The sequence below is a fragment of the Polynucleobacter sp. MWH-Jannik1A5 genome (genome assembly GCF_018881795.1).
Classification (GTDB): Bacteria; Pseudomonadota; Gammaproteobacteria; order Burkholderiales; family Burkholderiaceae; genus Polynucleobacter.
Genome location: NZ_JACVPQ010000001.1, coordinates 1,464,073 through 1,477,118 on the forward strand (window position 1 = coordinate 1,464,073; position 13,046 = coordinate 1,477,118).

Below are 13,046 nucleotides of genomic sequence, written 5' to 3' on the forward strand. Positions count from 1 at the left end.
ATTATTTTTTTAGTCTAATTTAGCACCGGACTTTTTAACTACTTCTCCCCAGCGAGTAATTTCTTGATTGATATAGGCGGCAAGCTCAGGGCGTGTCATCTTGGGAACGGTAGCTCCCATACTTGCCCAGCGTTCTTTAATTTCAGGTGAAGCAAGTGCTACCTGTACTTCAGCACTCATCTTTTCAACGATTTCCTTAGGCGTACCTTTGATAGCCCACATGGCGTACCAACTAGACACGATGAAATTGGAGATCCCCAATTCTTGAGCGGTTGGTACGTTTGGAAACGCATCTACCCGTTTGGAGGTTGCCACTGCAACTGCAATGAGTTGTCCATTCTTGATGAAAGGTGCAGCGCCAGCTAGCGTGTCAAACATCATATCGACTTGTCCTGCTACGAGGTCTTGAAGGGCTGGCCCTGTACCGCGGTAAGGAATATGCGTAATGAACAATTTGTTCTGCATCTTAAAGAGCTCACCTGTTAAATGCTGCGATGTGCCATTGCCTGTTGATGCGTAGTTGTATTTTCCCGGATATTTACGAATTTCTTCCATGATGGATTTCAGATCGTTCTTCGGAAACTTAGTAGGGTTCACAACGATGACGTGAGGAACGCTACCAATGATCGCGATTGGCTCAAAATCCTTAGTGATGTCATAAGAGAGGTTGGTATACATACTTGGCGCAATGGAATGATGCACCGCACCAAGAAGCCAGGTATAACCATCTGGTGCCATTTTTGCTGCAGCTGCAGCACCAACCGTACCGCCTGCACCACCCCGGTTATCGACCACGATGGAATCATTTAATTGAGTGGACAGCTGCTTGGCAAGCGGGCGCCCAAAGGCGTCTACAGCCCCGCCTGGCGGGAAGGGGTTAATAAAGGTGATTGGCTTGCTGGGATTGGGCCAGGAGGTGGTTTGTGCATTGGCTGAGAGCCCAATGAGGGCGCCAAAAACCAATAGAAAGATATTTCTGATCATGATGTCTGTCTCCGAGTTATTTTTTTAATAATCAACCTATTTTGGCTGAAGCCATCAATATAAGAGTTATCCCTGATTTGGGGGGTGATTTTCCGTGGTTTTTATGGGGATATACTGATTTCGCTGTCAGTAAGAATATTCATTTGTTAATAGGAGACGAGATGTCACAACACGATACATTGTTGGCTGCTTTTGAAACATATAAAGCTGAAAACGAAAAATTCATTGAAAAAGGTATTAAGGCGTCTGCTGCACGTGCCCGTAAGGCATTGCAAGAAATCGCCGGTGCTTGCAAAGAGCGTCGTAAAGAAATCACTGCTGCTAAAGAGGCAATGGAAGCGAAGAAGTAATTCACATCCCACACTGATTGACGAGCCTAGCTTGCGAGCTAGGCTTTTTTATTTCTAGCGCCTAAATTTCAGAGGCAATTTAGCAGGCTTAGATTGCAATACTAAATAAAGTCAGCTTCATTGCCTTGCTACGAATAGGCACAAGCGATTGGTACTCAGGGCTATTGGCCCACGTCTTAGCATCCTGCTCGCTGGGAAATTCTAGTTCCACGAATGTGCTGAATGGGGCACAACCAAGTTCATTCCAAAATACATCGGCAATGGAGCCCCGATTTTTGATCGAACCTTTATATAGCTCTACGGTCTGACCTACTTGGGAGCGGTATTGCTCAAAAGCTCCCTCATCCCTTAATTCAATCAATCCAATCACTTTTACCATCATGACTCCCCATGAAAATTGCTCGACGCCAGGTGAGTATATCCACGCTATAGTTGAGGCATGAATTCAGAGGAATTTTTACAGCTTCTACTTCGGGAGGGTTTTCCTGAGCCAGTTGAGGTTCAGCAAGTGTCTAATGGTCAGCTTGGCATTCATGAGCATCCATTTGAGGTGAAGGCTTTTGTTGTCGAAGGCGATATCACCATCGTGATTGATGATCTAAGTAAGAATTACAAGGCTGGAGAAATTTTTCATCTGGAATTTAAGCAGCTTCATGCAGAATCATATGGACCTGAGGGTGTGAAATACTTAGCCTCAAGAAAACAATAAAACTAGGAGCATTATGAAAATCGGATTTATTGGACTTGGCAATATGGGCTTACCAATGGCCCTTAACTTATTAAAAGCAGGTCATCAGGTAACTGGCTTTGATTTGGTTAAGAGCCAGCTGGATGCCTTCGCTACTGCGGGAGGCATCGTTGCGGCTAATGCTAACGACACGGCAAAAGATGCTGATGTATTGATTAGCATGCTGCCTGCTTCACGTCATGTTGAAGGTTTATATCTTGGCGATACAGGCTTATTAGCAAACGCCAATCCTAAAACATTACTGATTGATTGCTCAACCATTTCACCTAAGGTAGCGCAAGCTGTTGCTGCTGCGGCTCAGGCAAAAGGTTTTGTCATGATTGATGCGCCTGTCTCTGGCGGTACCGCTGGTGCGCAAGCTGGCACCTTAACGTTTATGGTTGGCGGTGATGCTGGGGCTGTAGAGTGCGCACGTCCAGTGCTGGAAAAGATGGGCAAGAATATTTTTCATGCTGGGGCGAATGGTGCAGGACAGACTGTAAAGGTTTGCAACAACATGCTTTTGGGCATTCAGATGCTGGGTACGAGCGAAGCACTGCGCCTGGGAATTGCGAATGGCCTTGATCCCAAGGTGCTGTCTGACATCATGACAAAAAGCTCGGGACGCAATTGGGCGTTGGAGCTTTATAACCCTTGTCCAGGAGTTATGGAAAACGTGCCGTCTTCAAAAGACTATGCCGGTGGTTTTGGGGTAGATCTAATGCTCAAAGATTTGGGCTTGGCAGTTGAAAACGCAGAGAATCTCGATGCGAGTGTGCCGCTTGGAAAGTTAGCGCAGCAACTTTACGAAACTCATAGTAAAGCAGGCAACGGTCAACTTGATTTCTCAAGCGTATTTAATCTCAAGAAATAACTAACGGCTTGTCTTGGCGCTTGCTCATTTGACCGATGACGCGGGCACCCAAGAAATGATGTTGATTAAAAATATCCAACACTTCTTTAACGCTCTCGGGGCTGCAAGAAACTAACAACCCACCGCTTGTTTGTGGATCCGTTAATAAAGCGCGTTGTGCTGGAGTAAAGTCTGCTGGGATGCCGACTTCATTGCCATAGCTAAGCCAGTTTCTATCGGAGGCGCCAGTAATCACGCCATCATCAGCTAGTGTCTGTACATTGGAGAGTAGCGGTACCTGACTCCAGTCGATATGTGCCGTGCAGTTAGAGCCACGTGCTAACTCTAAGGTGTGGCCAGCTAAACCAAATCCAGTGACATCAGTTAATGCATTAACGCCGACTAACTTAGCTAAATCAGGCCCTGCAGAATTGAGTTTAGTGGTGTTGGAGATCATCTCTCGATAGCCATCTGGACCTAATAGATCTTTTTTGAGAGCGGCAGACAGTATTCCAACGCCAAGAGGTTTTCCTAGAATAAGTACATCACCTGGCTTAGCGCTGGCATTGCTCTTAACGCGCTTTGGATCAACGATACCAATAGCCACTAAACCATAAATAGGTTCAACAGAGTCGATCGTATGTCCACCGGCAATAGGAATGCCGGCGCTACGACACGCTTCAGCTCCACCTTCTAAGATGCGTGCAATGGTTTTATTGGACAAGACCTTAATCGGCATGCCAACTAAGGCAAGCGCAAACAAGGGGGTGCCACCCATTGCGTAGATATCGCTAATTGCATTGGTAGCAGCAATTTTTCCGAAATCAAATGGATCATCTACGATCGGCATGAAAAAATCGGTAGTCGCAACGATGGCTTGCGACTCATTGATTTGATAAACCGCGGCATCGTCAGATGTTTCAATGCCGATAAGCAACTCTTTTGGAAAGGGTAGCTGCGGAACATTCTTCAGAATCTCAGAAAGAACTCCAGGGGCAATCTTGCAACCACAACCCCCGCCGTGCGAGAGGGAGGTGAGACGTGGTTCGTTCGGTAAAGTTTCTGCGTTTTGGCTCATGCTAAATATTCTAAACGTAGGTGAAATTAACGGTTAAAGCTTCTTTTAGGTGGGCTGCCGCGCTTGGCCGGAGTCTTTTTAGCTGGGGCGCCACCGGCACCAGCAGGTCTTGGTTTTCTGGATTGTTGGTGTTGTTGGCTACGCAGCTGAATGGGTTGCGCCACTGCATTCGGATCTGGCTCAAAACCAGCAATCACTTCTTGCGGTAGTTTTTGCTTAATCAGTTTTTCAATATCCCTCAGCATCTGATGTTCATCGATGCATACTAAAGATACAGCCACGCCGTTTGATCCTGCGCGTCCTGTCCGTCCAATGCGGTGTACATAATCTTCAGATACGTTCGGTAAGTCGTAGTTCACTACGTGAGGAAGTTGGTCAATATCAATTCCACGTGCTGCAATATCGGTAGCAACTAAGGCGGTTAACTTACCCGCCTTGAAGTCAGCCAATGCTTTAGTTCGGGCAGATTGACTCTTGTTGCCATGAATCGCCATGCTAGTGATGCCATCTTTCTCCAGCTGGGTCACCAATTTATTAGCGCCATGCTTGGTGCGAGTAAAGACCAGCACTTGCTGCCAGTCGTTGCTCTTAATGAGATGGGCTAATAATGGATGCTTCTTGGTTCTATCTACTGGATGTATCAGTTGGGCGATTGCCTCGTTGGTGCTATTGCTGCGAGCTACCTCAATTAACTCCGGTGCATTTAGCAATCCATCAGCCAGTGCTTTAATTTCGGTAGAGAAGGTTGCGGAGAAGAGAAGATTTTGGCGTTGCTTTGGAAGTGCAGCCAATATTTTCTTGATGTCGCGCAAGAAGCCCATATCGAGCATGCGATCCGCTTCATCGAGAACCAGAATCTCAATATCTTTAAGAGAAACGCAATTTTGTGACATTAAATCTAACAGGCGTCCAGGAGTGGCAACCAAAATATCAAGACCACCAGCAATCGCTTTAATTTGTGGGTTGGCGCCAACGCCGCCAAAAATGACTGTGGACTTTAAGCCAGTGTATTTGCCATACGTTACGACAGATTCTTGGACTTGCGCTGCTAATTCGCGGGTAGGCGTCAGAATTAAAACACGCAATAAGCGCTTGCCAGCAGTCGCTTTGGCCGAAGTTAAGCGCTGCAGAATTGGTAGAGTAAAGCCAGCAGTTTTACCTGTACCAGTTTGTGCAGCCGCTAAGAGATCGCCGCCTTTTAAAACGGCAGGGATTGATTTAGCTTGAATGGGGGTGGGGCTGGTATAGCCTTCTTCAGCGATAGCGCGAAGAATGGGTTCTGATAAACCGAGATCTGTAAATAACATAGGGACCAATAAAGTATTGACCCGTATTCAACGTATTTAAAAAATCGACTATCCCGGTCAATGGGGTGAGCTGCCACGCAAGTGCGTTTGCAGTAAGAGTAGCTATTTTAAGTCATCAGCCCTAAAGCTAGACAATTGTTCGATTAAGCAGGGTTCCAGAGGTTTGGCACGGTGGTATTAGCGTAGCCGGAGACAAAAGATTTTTCTGCCCCCGTGACTGGGTCAAATACAGAACGATGAATCCGTCCAATGTTGCCACCATAGACATGAATGCTAATTGAAGTCTGATCACTCATATTGTTTTCCACAACATGAATATCGTGCGTATTGGGTGAGACGGTATCCACATGTCCTGGCGGGCTGATGCAAGCATCGCCTGGTTGGAATCCACCATCTGCCTGGAGATAGTAGGGAGTGCCCTTTTCTTCACCACGCAGTTGGCCAACCATTCCCCAGACAGTGTGATTGTGTACAGGAGTTTTTTGTCCTGGACCCCATACAAAGCTCACCACTGAAAAGCGATCTAATGGGTCTGCATACAAAAGATATTGCTGGTAATACTGTGGATGTGGCTTAGTAAATTCTTCAGGAAGCCAATCATCTTTGGCAATGAGATTCTCGAGTAATTTTTTCCCTTTAGTAAAGATGGCGTCCTCGCTTGGCTTTTGCTCAAGTAGAAGGCTCAGTTCTTTTACAAAGGTCAGTAGTTTTCCATCAGACATCTTTTGCTCCATTGAATATATTACTCATCCTGGAATACGCACTCAGGCCATGCCTTAGGCTTTAGTGTATTGGTATCAACACAGACGATATGTAGTACAGCGCTCGCAATCACTTGAAACTCCTCGCTGTCAGGAAGTTTTCTTTGCGCAGTCTGTTTAACGGTAACTTGTGTACGGCCACGATGTTCGATCACTTGGTTTATGTAAAGCAAGTCATCTAGACGCCCTGGCTTGTAGAAGTTCATGGTGAGCTCACGTAGTGGCATCACCATAGAGAATTCATTGGCAAGTTTGGTAGGGGTCAAGCCACGCTGGGAGAGCCACTCTGCGCGACTGCGCTCAAAAATCTCAAGGTAGCGTCCGTGATATACAAAACCAGCCGCATCTGTATCGGAATAGCAAACTCGATGGACGTAGATAAAGTTTGGCGGAGTTGGAGTGGTTTTCGTAGTCATCGCTTATTGAGTTGAATTTGCTAATGTAAGAATCATATTACGATGAGGAATGCCAGCCTCATCGTAGCTAGCCCCCTCTGCTGTAAAGCCCAGTTTTTCATAAAAAGGGATTGCATCTACTTGTGAGTGCAGGATGATTTCCCGTATCCCCTGTGAAACAGCTAAATTCACCAGCCTTTCGAGTATTTGCTTGCCGATATCTTCGCCTCTGAATTCGATGAGGACAGCCATGCGTCCTATTTGGGCTTTGCCATTGCCTAAATCCACCAGCCTTCCAGTGCCAATGCACTGTGTATTTTGATAGGCTAGGGCATGAACCGCGGTTGGGTCAAATTCGTCTAATTCGAGCTCGGCTGGAACCCCTTGCTCCCGGATAAAAACTTCCTGGCGCACCAAAAAGGCGTCTTCTTCAGCCTCTTTCCACGATTTGAGCAATATTTCCAAGATTCCTGATGCCTTTATGTTGATTTCCTCATCAATTTACCAAAGAAGCAATGTTGAAAGGATAGTTCGCGCCCGCACTAAAAACGCCCCAATCCATGGTTACAATGAATTGTGGCTCTGTATTGAGTCCCTCTAAAACCTTTTACTCATTTAGGAGTTATCTTGAAGAAATCTTTATTGACTGGTTTGTTTGCTGCAGTTGGTATTACTTGTGCTGCTTCAGTTTTCGCACAAACACCTGCAAAAATGTTGCCATTAGCAGCTGAAGTTGTCGTTTTGAGCGCAACAGTTGATTCTGTAGATGTTAAGAAACGTATCGTTGTATTGAAAGATGCAAACGGTAATTTGGCGCAAATGAACGTTTCTAAATCGATAAATGATTTAGACAAGGTTAAAAAGGGCGACGTGTTCTTGGTTGAGCATGCTCAAGCGGTGGCTGTTGGATTAACAGCTGCTGGGAAAGATCAAAAGCCAGGCGTCTCTGGTGTTCGCTCTGTAGTGGTAGCTGGCAAAGGTTCTGCTAAGCCATTTGAAGAAACTACAGACACTATCTATGCAACTGTCAAGATTTCAACAATCGATCAAAAGACACGTATTGTTACTTTCACAATGCCTAACGGCGAGAAGCAAAAAGTAAAAGTAGATCCAGCAGTTTTAGGTCTTGAGAAATTCAAAGCTGGTGACGATGTGATGGTTGAGTTCGTTGACGACACAGCGATTGGTTTTGTTACTCCAAAGAAATAAATACGTAACAGTATTGAATTAGTCGGGTAGTTCACCGGCAAGAAAAAGCCCGCTAATGCGGGCTTTTTTGTTACCTAAAACAGGTCTTGATTTACGCGCTTTTGGCAATCATCACATCAGAGGCTTTAATCACTGCCCAGGCTTGATCTCCAACCTTGAGGTTAAGTTCGTCAACTGCTTCATTAGTAATGGAAGCCGTCACAATATGTCCGCCACCAATGTCCAGCTTTACGTGAGAAGTGGTTTGACCCATTTTGAGCTCAACTACTTTCCCGTTGAGGGTGTTGCGAGCGCTAAGTTTGACTTTCAGTTCCATGATTTCTCCTAAGTTGTACTGTTGTAAATTTACTTAGCATTAGGGAAGAACAACTGCTCGCCATCAATCTTGTAGCTAGCAATCACGTCTTGCCCATTCTTGGAAATGAGCCAATCAATAAATTCCTGGCCTTGTACCTTTTTCACATTAGGGTATTTAGCTGGGTTTACTAACATCACGCCATATTGATTGAATAGCTTTGGATCACCTTGAACCAGAATGGTGAGATCACCACGATTCTTAAAGCTGAGCCAAGTTCCGCGGTCAGCCAAGATGTAGCCATTCATTGCGGAGGCAGTGTTCAGGGCAGGGCCCATGCCTGATCCAGTTTCTTTGTACCAAGATGGACCAGGAGAGACTGAAACGCCAGCACCTTTCCAGTAACGCAATTCAGCCGCATGAGTGCCACTCTTATCAGCGCGAGATACAAATGGTGCTTGTGCAGCAGCAATTTTTTGTAGTGCTACTTGAATATCTTTACCGCCAGCAATTTTCGCTGGGTCTGACTTAGGTCCAATGAGAACGAAGTCGTTGTACATCACTTCATTTCGTTTGGTTGAGAAACCTTCTTCAACAAACTTTTCTTCAGCTACTTTATCGTGAACAAACACGACATCTGCATCGCCACGTCGACCAATGTCTAGTGCCTGGCCAGTTCCTACAGCCACTACCTTAACTTCAATACCAGTTTTCATCTTAAAGATGGGCAGCATGTAATTGAAAAGACCTGATTGCTCAGTTGAAGTAGTGGAGGAAACCACAATGCTTTTCTCCTGGGCATAAACCTGTGACGCAGGAATAGCTAAAGCTACGAGGGTGGAAAGGAATAGTCTCCGAAATATTTTTTTCATATTTGCACTCGAAAGGGTTGATTAAAGGGATATCATCGCATACATTAATACTTAATGAATATGCAAAAAATTACATATGCAAATTGAAGTCCGCCCCACGTTAATTGTGAATACCAAGGTTGATGGAAGGGCTTCTGTCGATCTGATTTGGCTCGCTCAGCTGCTGAAAGACATCGGGCAGGGAAGCTCCTTGGTAGTTGCTAGTAAAAAATCAGGCACTTCCTATAGGGGAGCATGGGGCAAGCTCAATCAAGTTGAAGCTGAATTAGGTATGCCACTGATTATTCGGACCAAAGGCCATGGTTCCGAGTTGACTGAATTTGGAACTTTTTTAATTCAGTTTATTGAAGATATGCAGGCTGAGCACTTAAAGCATGATGCCCAGTATCACGATAGATTATTAAAAGAAATTAAGAAAATACAAAAGTCAGAAAGCGTACGCTGGAAATTTTTCTCCAGTAGTGATTCAGTCATTCAAAAAGCTGCAGGAGAAATTCAAGGGGTTGAACTCAAAATTGCAGGCTCAGGAGAATCTTTGGAGAGACTTCTGAATAAAGAGGCGCATATTGCTGGCTATCACGTTTCCGATCCCACTAGCTCAAAGGCTATTTATCAGCGTCTATCAAAAAGCAATATTGAAATCTATCCCGTCATGAAGCGTACCCAAGGGTTGATAGTAAAAAAAGGAAACCCGCTTCGTATTCGTGCAATTGAAGATCTCATGGGCAAAAAAGTGCGCTTTATCAATCGCCAGATCGGCTCCGGTACCCGATTGTTGCTTGATAACCTCTTAATGGAAGAGGGAATTAATCCCATGGATATTAATGGCTACCTGCATGAGGAATTTACTCACTCCGCTATAGCTAATGCCATTCTTGCCGGCAAGGCCGATGTGGGTTTGGGGGTGAAGAATATTGCCTTAGAAAATGGTCTTAGTTTCGTACCCATCAAGGATGAAATTTTCTTCATAGCAATGCATCAGGAGATGGCTAAGCAATCCGCATCTTCTAAGCTGATTCGTAAAATTCGGAGCGCTTCCGGAGAAACGCCGGGTTACAAGGCTGTCAGTCTCAATCGACAAATTCAGGATTGGCTATAGTTTTCTAAAGGCCAATGAATCCACTAGAATGGATTCGACATGATCAAGCGGATCTTTATCTTCCTCGCAGTATTTTTCGCCTTTGCCGGTAGCGTATTCGCACAGGTTGCCACTATTGCAGTAGCAGCCAATATGAAGGATGCCTTTACTGAGATCGCCGCTGCATTTAGATCTGCAGGTAAGCCTGAGATGAGGGTGGTTTACGGTTCATCTGGCAACTTCGCTGCGCAAATTCTGAATGGAGCACCTTTCAATTTATTCATTGCAGCTGATGAGCAGTTTCCGCTTGAGTTATATAAAAATGGTAAAGCCACAGATGAAGGTTTGGTTTATGCGATTGGTAAATTGGCCATCATTAGCAAAACATCATCCGGCACTCAATCGCTAACTAGCAGGGTGGAAATTGCAAAGGCGATTAGCAAAGCCAATAAGGTTGCTATTGCAAAGCCTGAGCTGGCACCTTATGGCAGGGCAGCAGTTCAGTATTTAAAAGCTGAGAACCTATGGGATCTCGCAAAAGATAAGCTTGTTTATGCTGACAATATTGGTGCGGCTACTACGTATGTCGCTAGCGGTGCTGCTGACATTGGTTTTTCTGCGCTTTCATTGGCTAAGTCACCGGAGCTCTTAAAGCAAACGCGTTATTTTCTGGTGGATGCAAGGTTGTATGACCCCATTAAGCAACGTATGGTGTTGATGAAGGGCGCACCCCAAGAGGCGGTTGATTTATACCGCTTTATGCAGGGTCCTCAAGCTCAAGCCATATTGCAAAGATACGGCTACAGCACGCCTTAGTTGCTCAAGAGCGTATTAAGGCCCTCCCATTTGCTTTGGATCAAGCCTTAAGAGCCTTAAAAGAGACATTATTGCTAAAGGATTGGCCCTTTAAACGAATGATATTCATTCTCATTTGTCGCTATAATGGGCCTCATACAAGCTAAAAAGCATATTTAATGAATTTAGACCAAGTCGACTTAGGCAGTCTTTATCGCGTCACTCAAGTGGATGTGCCAAAAGGAGCCCCTCAAATTAAGGGGCAGTTGGAAGATATTGGCTTTTTACCGGGTGAACAAGTCACAGTATTGCGTAAGGGTTTGCTAGGCAAGGGCCCGTATATGGTTCGTGTAGGCGCTTCCACTTTTGCTTTACGCCAATCAGAGGCGCGCATGATTTTGGTTGAATCTTTGCAGCATGCCTGAATCCAAAGTCCATTTTTTTCCAAGCGAGCCACTCGTAGCGCTATTGGGCAATCCCAATTGCGGCAAAACAGCGCTATTCAATTTATTGACTGGCAGCCGTCAAAAAGTCGCCAATTATTCTGGTGTCACTGTTGAACGCAAAGAAGGACGTCTAACACTAGACTCCGAAAAAAATATTCGTATATTGGATTTACCTGGCGCATATAGCTTATATCCAAGATCTCTTGATGAGCGAGTCACTTGTAATGTATTGCTTGGTAGGGCAGAAGGTGAGAAGCGCCCTGATTTGGTGATCTGTGTTTTGAGTGCCATTAATCTGCGTCGCAATTTGCGTTTGGTACTGGCCGCAAAGCGCCTGGGTCTGCCATGTGTAGTGGTACTCAATATGCTGGATATTGCCAAACGTCAGGGCTTGCAAATTGATACAGCCGCTCTTTCGAATGAATTGGGTTTGCCTGTGCTCACCAGCATCGGTATTCAATCTAATGGTGCTGATGAGATTAAACGGTTTCTGTCTGATTTAGATTGGCGAAACTTAAATAGTCTTCGCAGCGGAACAAGTGATGCCACATTAGAAAATGTAGCCTCCCACATTGCTCATACAGAATCAGATAATGTCCAAGTGCAAAAGATTTTGCAAAACCTAAAGCTAGATCGCATCATCCCGGATCAGCTAAGTGATCGCCTAGATGCTGTATTGCTTCATCCAGTTCTGGGCCCCATTATTTTAGTGGTCTTGCTGTTTTGTATTTTTCAAGCGGTTTTTAGTTGGGCAACAGTGCCCATGGAGCTTATTAAGGATTCGGTTGAGTATCTTGGTGGTCAGATTGCGGAATGGTTGCCTAATGGATGGATACGTAGCCTATTAATCAACGGAATCTTGGCAGGTCTTGGTGGTGTTGTGATCTTCTTGCCGCAAATTCTGATTTTGTTCTTCTTCATTCTGTTGCTTGAAGAGTCGGGATACCTTCCGAGAGCAGCGTATCTCTTGGATAGGGTGATGGGATCGGTTGGCCTCTCTGGCAGATCTTTTATCCCATTGCTATCCAGTTTTGCTTGTGCAATCCCTGGAATCATGGCGACTAGGAGTATCTCTAATTCGCGTGATCGTATGGTGACCATCCTGATTGCGCCGATGATGACGTGCTCAGCACGTCTTCCAGTGTATGCCTTGCTCATCTCTGCTTTTATTCCAGAACAAAAACTCTGGGCAGGTATTGATCTTCAAGGCTTAGTTTTATTCTTGCTCTATCTTGCTGGGATCTTGGGGGCGATGGCTGTAGCTTGGATTCTGAAGCGCTTTACAAGTGAGCAATTCAAGATGAATGCGCTAATGATGGAGTTGCCAAGCTATCACATGCCACGTTTAAGCAATTTGGCGATTAGCTTATGGCAACGCGCAGAAATATTCTTGCGCCGAGTTGGCGGAATTATTTTATTAATGACAATTGGTCTTTGGGTCTTGTCTAGTTTTCCATTTCCACCAGAGGGTGCAACAGGTTCGCCTATTCAATATAGTTTTGCCGGAATGTTAGGCCAAGCCTTGGCTCATGTTTTCTCACCAATTGGCTTTAACTGGCAAATTAGCATTGCATTAGTGCCGGGCATGGCAGCTCGCGAGGTTGTCGTGAGCTCTCTCGCGACGGTGTATGCCTTGTCTAGCTCCAGCGCAGATGCAGCGGATGCGCTAATTCCTCTAATTTCTAGTGGCTGGTCTTTAGCTACAGCACTTTCTTTGTTGGCTTGGTTTGTCTTTGCACCTCAGTGTTTATCAACCATTGCGGCAGTAAAGCGCGAGACTGGCGGCTGGAAGATCCCGGTCATTATGCTGAGCTACCTGTTTGGGTTGGCCTATATTGCCGCCTTTATTACCTATCAAATAGCTAGCGCTCTTGGCCTAGCTTGATTGGGATCAAA

At 45.3% G+C, this 13,046-nt stretch carries 17 protein-coding genes; 8 read left to right on the forward strand and 9 right to left on the reverse strand.

Going from position 1 to position 13,046, the window contains the following annotated elements:
* Positions 1-9: 9 nt before the first annotated feature.
* Positions 10-984, reverse strand: a complete 975-nt coding sequence (locus tag ICN23_RS07495; RefSeq protein ID WP_216231568.1) for a tripartite tricarboxylate transporter substrate binding protein — start codon at positions 982-984, stop codon at positions 10-12.
* A 161-nt stretch (positions 985-1,145) separates the two neighbouring features.
* Between ICN23_RS07495 and ICN23_RS07500 the strand changes: the two genes are divergently transcribed.
* Positions 1,146-1,334 carry a hypothetical protein gene (locus tag ICN23_RS07500; protein ID WP_028819023.1) on the forward strand — a complete coding sequence of 63 codons (189 nt, stop codon included), beginning with the start codon at positions 1,146-1,148 and terminating at the stop codon, positions 1,332-1,334.
* A gap of 88 nt (positions 1,335-1,422) precedes the next feature.
* Here the strand turns inward: ICN23_RS07500 and ICN23_RS07505 are convergent, their stop codons facing one another.
* Complete coding sequence (locus ICN23_RS07505) at positions 1,423-1,716, reverse strand: DUF1330 domain-containing protein (RefSeq protein WP_255532732.1); 294 nt, start codon at positions 1,714-1,716, stop codon at positions 1,423-1,425.
* A 57-nt stretch (positions 1,717-1,773) separates the two neighbouring features.
* Between ICN23_RS07505 and ICN23_RS07510 the strand changes: the two genes are divergently transcribed.
* Complete coding sequence (locus ICN23_RS07510; protein WP_216231569.1) at positions 1,774-2,043, forward strand: cupin; 270 nt, start codon at positions 1,774-1,776, stop codon at positions 2,041-2,043.
* Between the two features lie 10 nt (positions 2,044-2,053).
* Positions 2,054-2,935 (forward strand): 3-hydroxyisobutyrate dehydrogenase, encoded by an 882-nt coding sequence (gene mmsB, locus ICN23_RS07515; protein ID WP_216231964.1) that lies wholly within the window; start codon positions 2,054-2,056, stop codon positions 2,933-2,935.
* On the opposite strand, the gene selD is transcribed toward mmsB, so the two are convergent.
* The 5 genes from selD to ICN23_RS07540 all read right to left on the reverse strand — a co-directional run bounded on the left by selD (position 2,925) and on the right by ICN23_RS07540 (position 6,920).
* On the reverse strand, positions 2,925-3,992 hold the full coding sequence (selD, locus tag ICN23_RS07520; RefSeq protein ID WP_216231570.1) for a selenide, water dikinase SelD: 1,068 nt from the start codon (positions 3,990-3,992) through the stop codon (positions 2,925-2,927). The two genes, mmsB and selD, sit on opposite strands and share 11 nt — an antisense overlap.
* Positions 3,993-4,018: 26 nt before the next feature.
* A complete protein-coding gene (locus ICN23_RS07525) occupies positions 4,019-5,299 on the reverse strand; it encodes a DEAD/DEAH box helicase (RefSeq protein ID WP_216231571.1) in 1,281 nt (426 codons plus the stop codon).
* 143 nt (positions 5,300-5,442) lie between these two features.
* On the reverse strand, positions 5,443-6,021 hold the full coding sequence (locus ICN23_RS07530; protein ID WP_216231572.1) for a hypothetical protein: 579 nt from the start codon (positions 6,019-6,021) through the stop codon (positions 5,443-5,445).
* Positions 6,022-6,041: 20 nt separating this feature from the next.
* The gene (locus tag ICN23_RS07535; protein ID WP_216231573.1) at positions 6,042-6,476 is read right to left on the reverse strand and encodes a YbgC/FadM family acyl-CoA thioesterase; all 435 of its coding nucleotides are present in this window, start codon (positions 6,474-6,476) and stop codon (positions 6,042-6,044) included.
* A 3-nt stretch (positions 6,477-6,479) separates the two neighbouring features.
* Positions 6,480-6,920: a GNAT family N-acetyltransferase gene (locus ICN23_RS07540; RefSeq protein ID WP_216860549.1), complete on the reverse strand. Its 441-nt coding sequence runs from the start codon at positions 6,918-6,920 to the stop codon at positions 6,480-6,482.
* A 162-nt stretch (positions 6,921-7,082) separates the two neighbouring features.
* Between ICN23_RS07540 and ICN23_RS07545 the strand changes: the two genes are divergently transcribed.
* A complete protein-coding gene (locus ICN23_RS07545; protein ID WP_255532733.1) occupies positions 7,083-7,664 on the forward strand; it encodes a hypothetical protein in 582 nt (193 codons plus the stop codon).
* A 91-nt stretch (positions 7,665-7,755) separates the two neighbouring features.
* Here ICN23_RS07545 and ICN23_RS07550 read toward each other — a convergent pair whose 3' ends face one another.
* Together ICN23_RS07550 and ICN23_RS07555 are read right to left on the reverse strand one after the other, a co-directional pair.
* Positions 7,756-7,980, reverse strand: a complete 225-nt coding sequence (locus ICN23_RS07550) for a molybdopterin-binding protein (protein WP_215348965.1) — start codon at positions 7,978-7,980, stop codon at positions 7,756-7,758.
* Between the two features lie 29 nt (positions 7,981-8,009).
* Entirely contained in the window at positions 8,010-8,831 is an 822-nt protein-coding gene (locus ICN23_RS07555) for an extracellular solute-binding protein (RefSeq protein ID WP_216231574.1), read from the reverse strand.
* A 76-nt stretch (positions 8,832-8,907) separates the two neighbouring features.
* Here ICN23_RS07555 and ICN23_RS07560 point away from each other — a divergent pair, with 76 nt between their 5' ends.
* From ICN23_RS07560 to ICN23_RS07575, 4 genes are all read left to right on the forward strand, one after another.
* Positions 8,908-9,930 (forward strand): substrate-binding domain-containing protein, encoded by a 1,023-nt coding sequence (locus tag ICN23_RS07560; RefSeq protein ID WP_216231575.1) that lies wholly within the window; start codon positions 8,908-8,910, stop codon positions 9,928-9,930.
* 39 nt (positions 9,931-9,969) lie between these two features.
* Positions 9,970-10,725 carry a molybdate ABC transporter substrate-binding protein gene (gene modA, locus ICN23_RS07565; protein WP_216231576.1) on the forward strand — a complete coding sequence of 252 codons (756 nt, stop codon included), beginning with the start codon at positions 9,970-9,972 and terminating at the stop codon, positions 10,723-10,725.
* A gap of 158 nt (positions 10,726-10,883) precedes the next feature.
* A complete protein-coding gene (locus tag ICN23_RS07570; protein WP_216231577.1) occupies positions 10,884-11,129 on the forward strand; it encodes a FeoA family protein in 246 nt (81 codons plus the stop codon).
* The gene (locus tag ICN23_RS07575; RefSeq protein WP_216231578.1) at positions 11,122-13,035 is read left to right on the forward strand and encodes a ferrous iron transporter B; all 1,914 of its coding nucleotides are present in this window, start codon (positions 11,122-11,124) and stop codon (positions 13,033-13,035) included. Before ICN23_RS07570 ends, ICN23_RS07575 begins: the two co-directional genes overlap by 8 nt.
* Positions 13,036-13,046: the final 11 nt, after the last annotated feature.

Bases quoted from the DNA above. Each gene is read 5' to 3' on its own strand.
- ICN23_RS07495 (WP_216231568.1), bottom strand. From the start codon at position 984: ATGATCAGAAATATCTTTCTATTGGTTTTTGGCGCCCTCATTGGGCTC.
- ICN23_RS07570 (WP_216231577.1), top strand. From the start codon at position 10,884: ATGAATTTAGACCAAGTCGACTTAGGCAGTCTTTATCGCGTCACTCAA.
- ICN23_RS07550 (WP_215348965.1), bottom strand. From the start codon at position 7,980: ATGGAACTGAAAGTCAAACTTAGCGCTCGCAACACCCTCAACGGGAAA.
- ICN23_RS07525 (WP_216231571.1), bottom strand. From the start codon at position 5,299: ATGTTATTTACAGATCTCGGTTTATCAGAACCCATTCTTCGCGCTATC.
- ICN23_RS07530 (WP_216231572.1), bottom strand. From the start codon at position 6,021: ATGTCTGATGGAAAACTACTGACCTTTGTAAAAGAACTGAGCCTTCTA.
- ICN23_RS07505 (WP_255532732.1), bottom strand. From the start codon at position 1,716: ATGATGGTAAAAGTGATTGGATTGATTGAATTAAGGGATGAGGGAGCT.
- ICN23_RS07555 (WP_216231574.1), bottom strand. From the start codon at position 8,831: ATGAAAAAAATATTTCGGAGACTATTCCTTTCCACCCTCGTAGCTTTA.
- ICN23_RS07500 (WP_028819023.1), top strand. From the start codon at position 1,146: ATGTCACAACACGATACATTGTTGGCTGCTTTTGAAACATATAAAGCT.
- ICN23_RS07535 (WP_216231573.1), bottom strand. From the start codon at position 6,476: ATGACTACGAAAACCACTCCAACTCCGCCAAACTTTATCTACGTCCAT.
- ICN23_RS07575 (WP_216231578.1), top strand. From the start codon at position 11,122: ATGCCTGAATCCAAAGTCCATTTTTTTCCAAGCGAGCCACTCGTAGCG.
- ICN23_RS07510 (WP_216231569.1), top strand. From the start codon at position 1,774: ATGAATTCAGAGGAATTTTTACAGCTTCTACTTCGGGAGGGTTTTCCT.
- ICN23_RS07560 (WP_216231575.1), top strand. From the start codon at position 8,908: ATGCAAATTGAAGTCCGCCCCACGTTAATTGTGAATACCAAGGTTGAT.
- modA (WP_216231576.1), top strand. From the start codon at position 9,970: ATGATCAAGCGGATCTTTATCTTCCTCGCAGTATTTTTCGCCTTTGCC.
- selD (WP_216231570.1), bottom strand. From the start codon at position 3,992: ATGAGCCAAAACGCAGAAACTTTACCGAACGAACCACGTCTCACCTCC.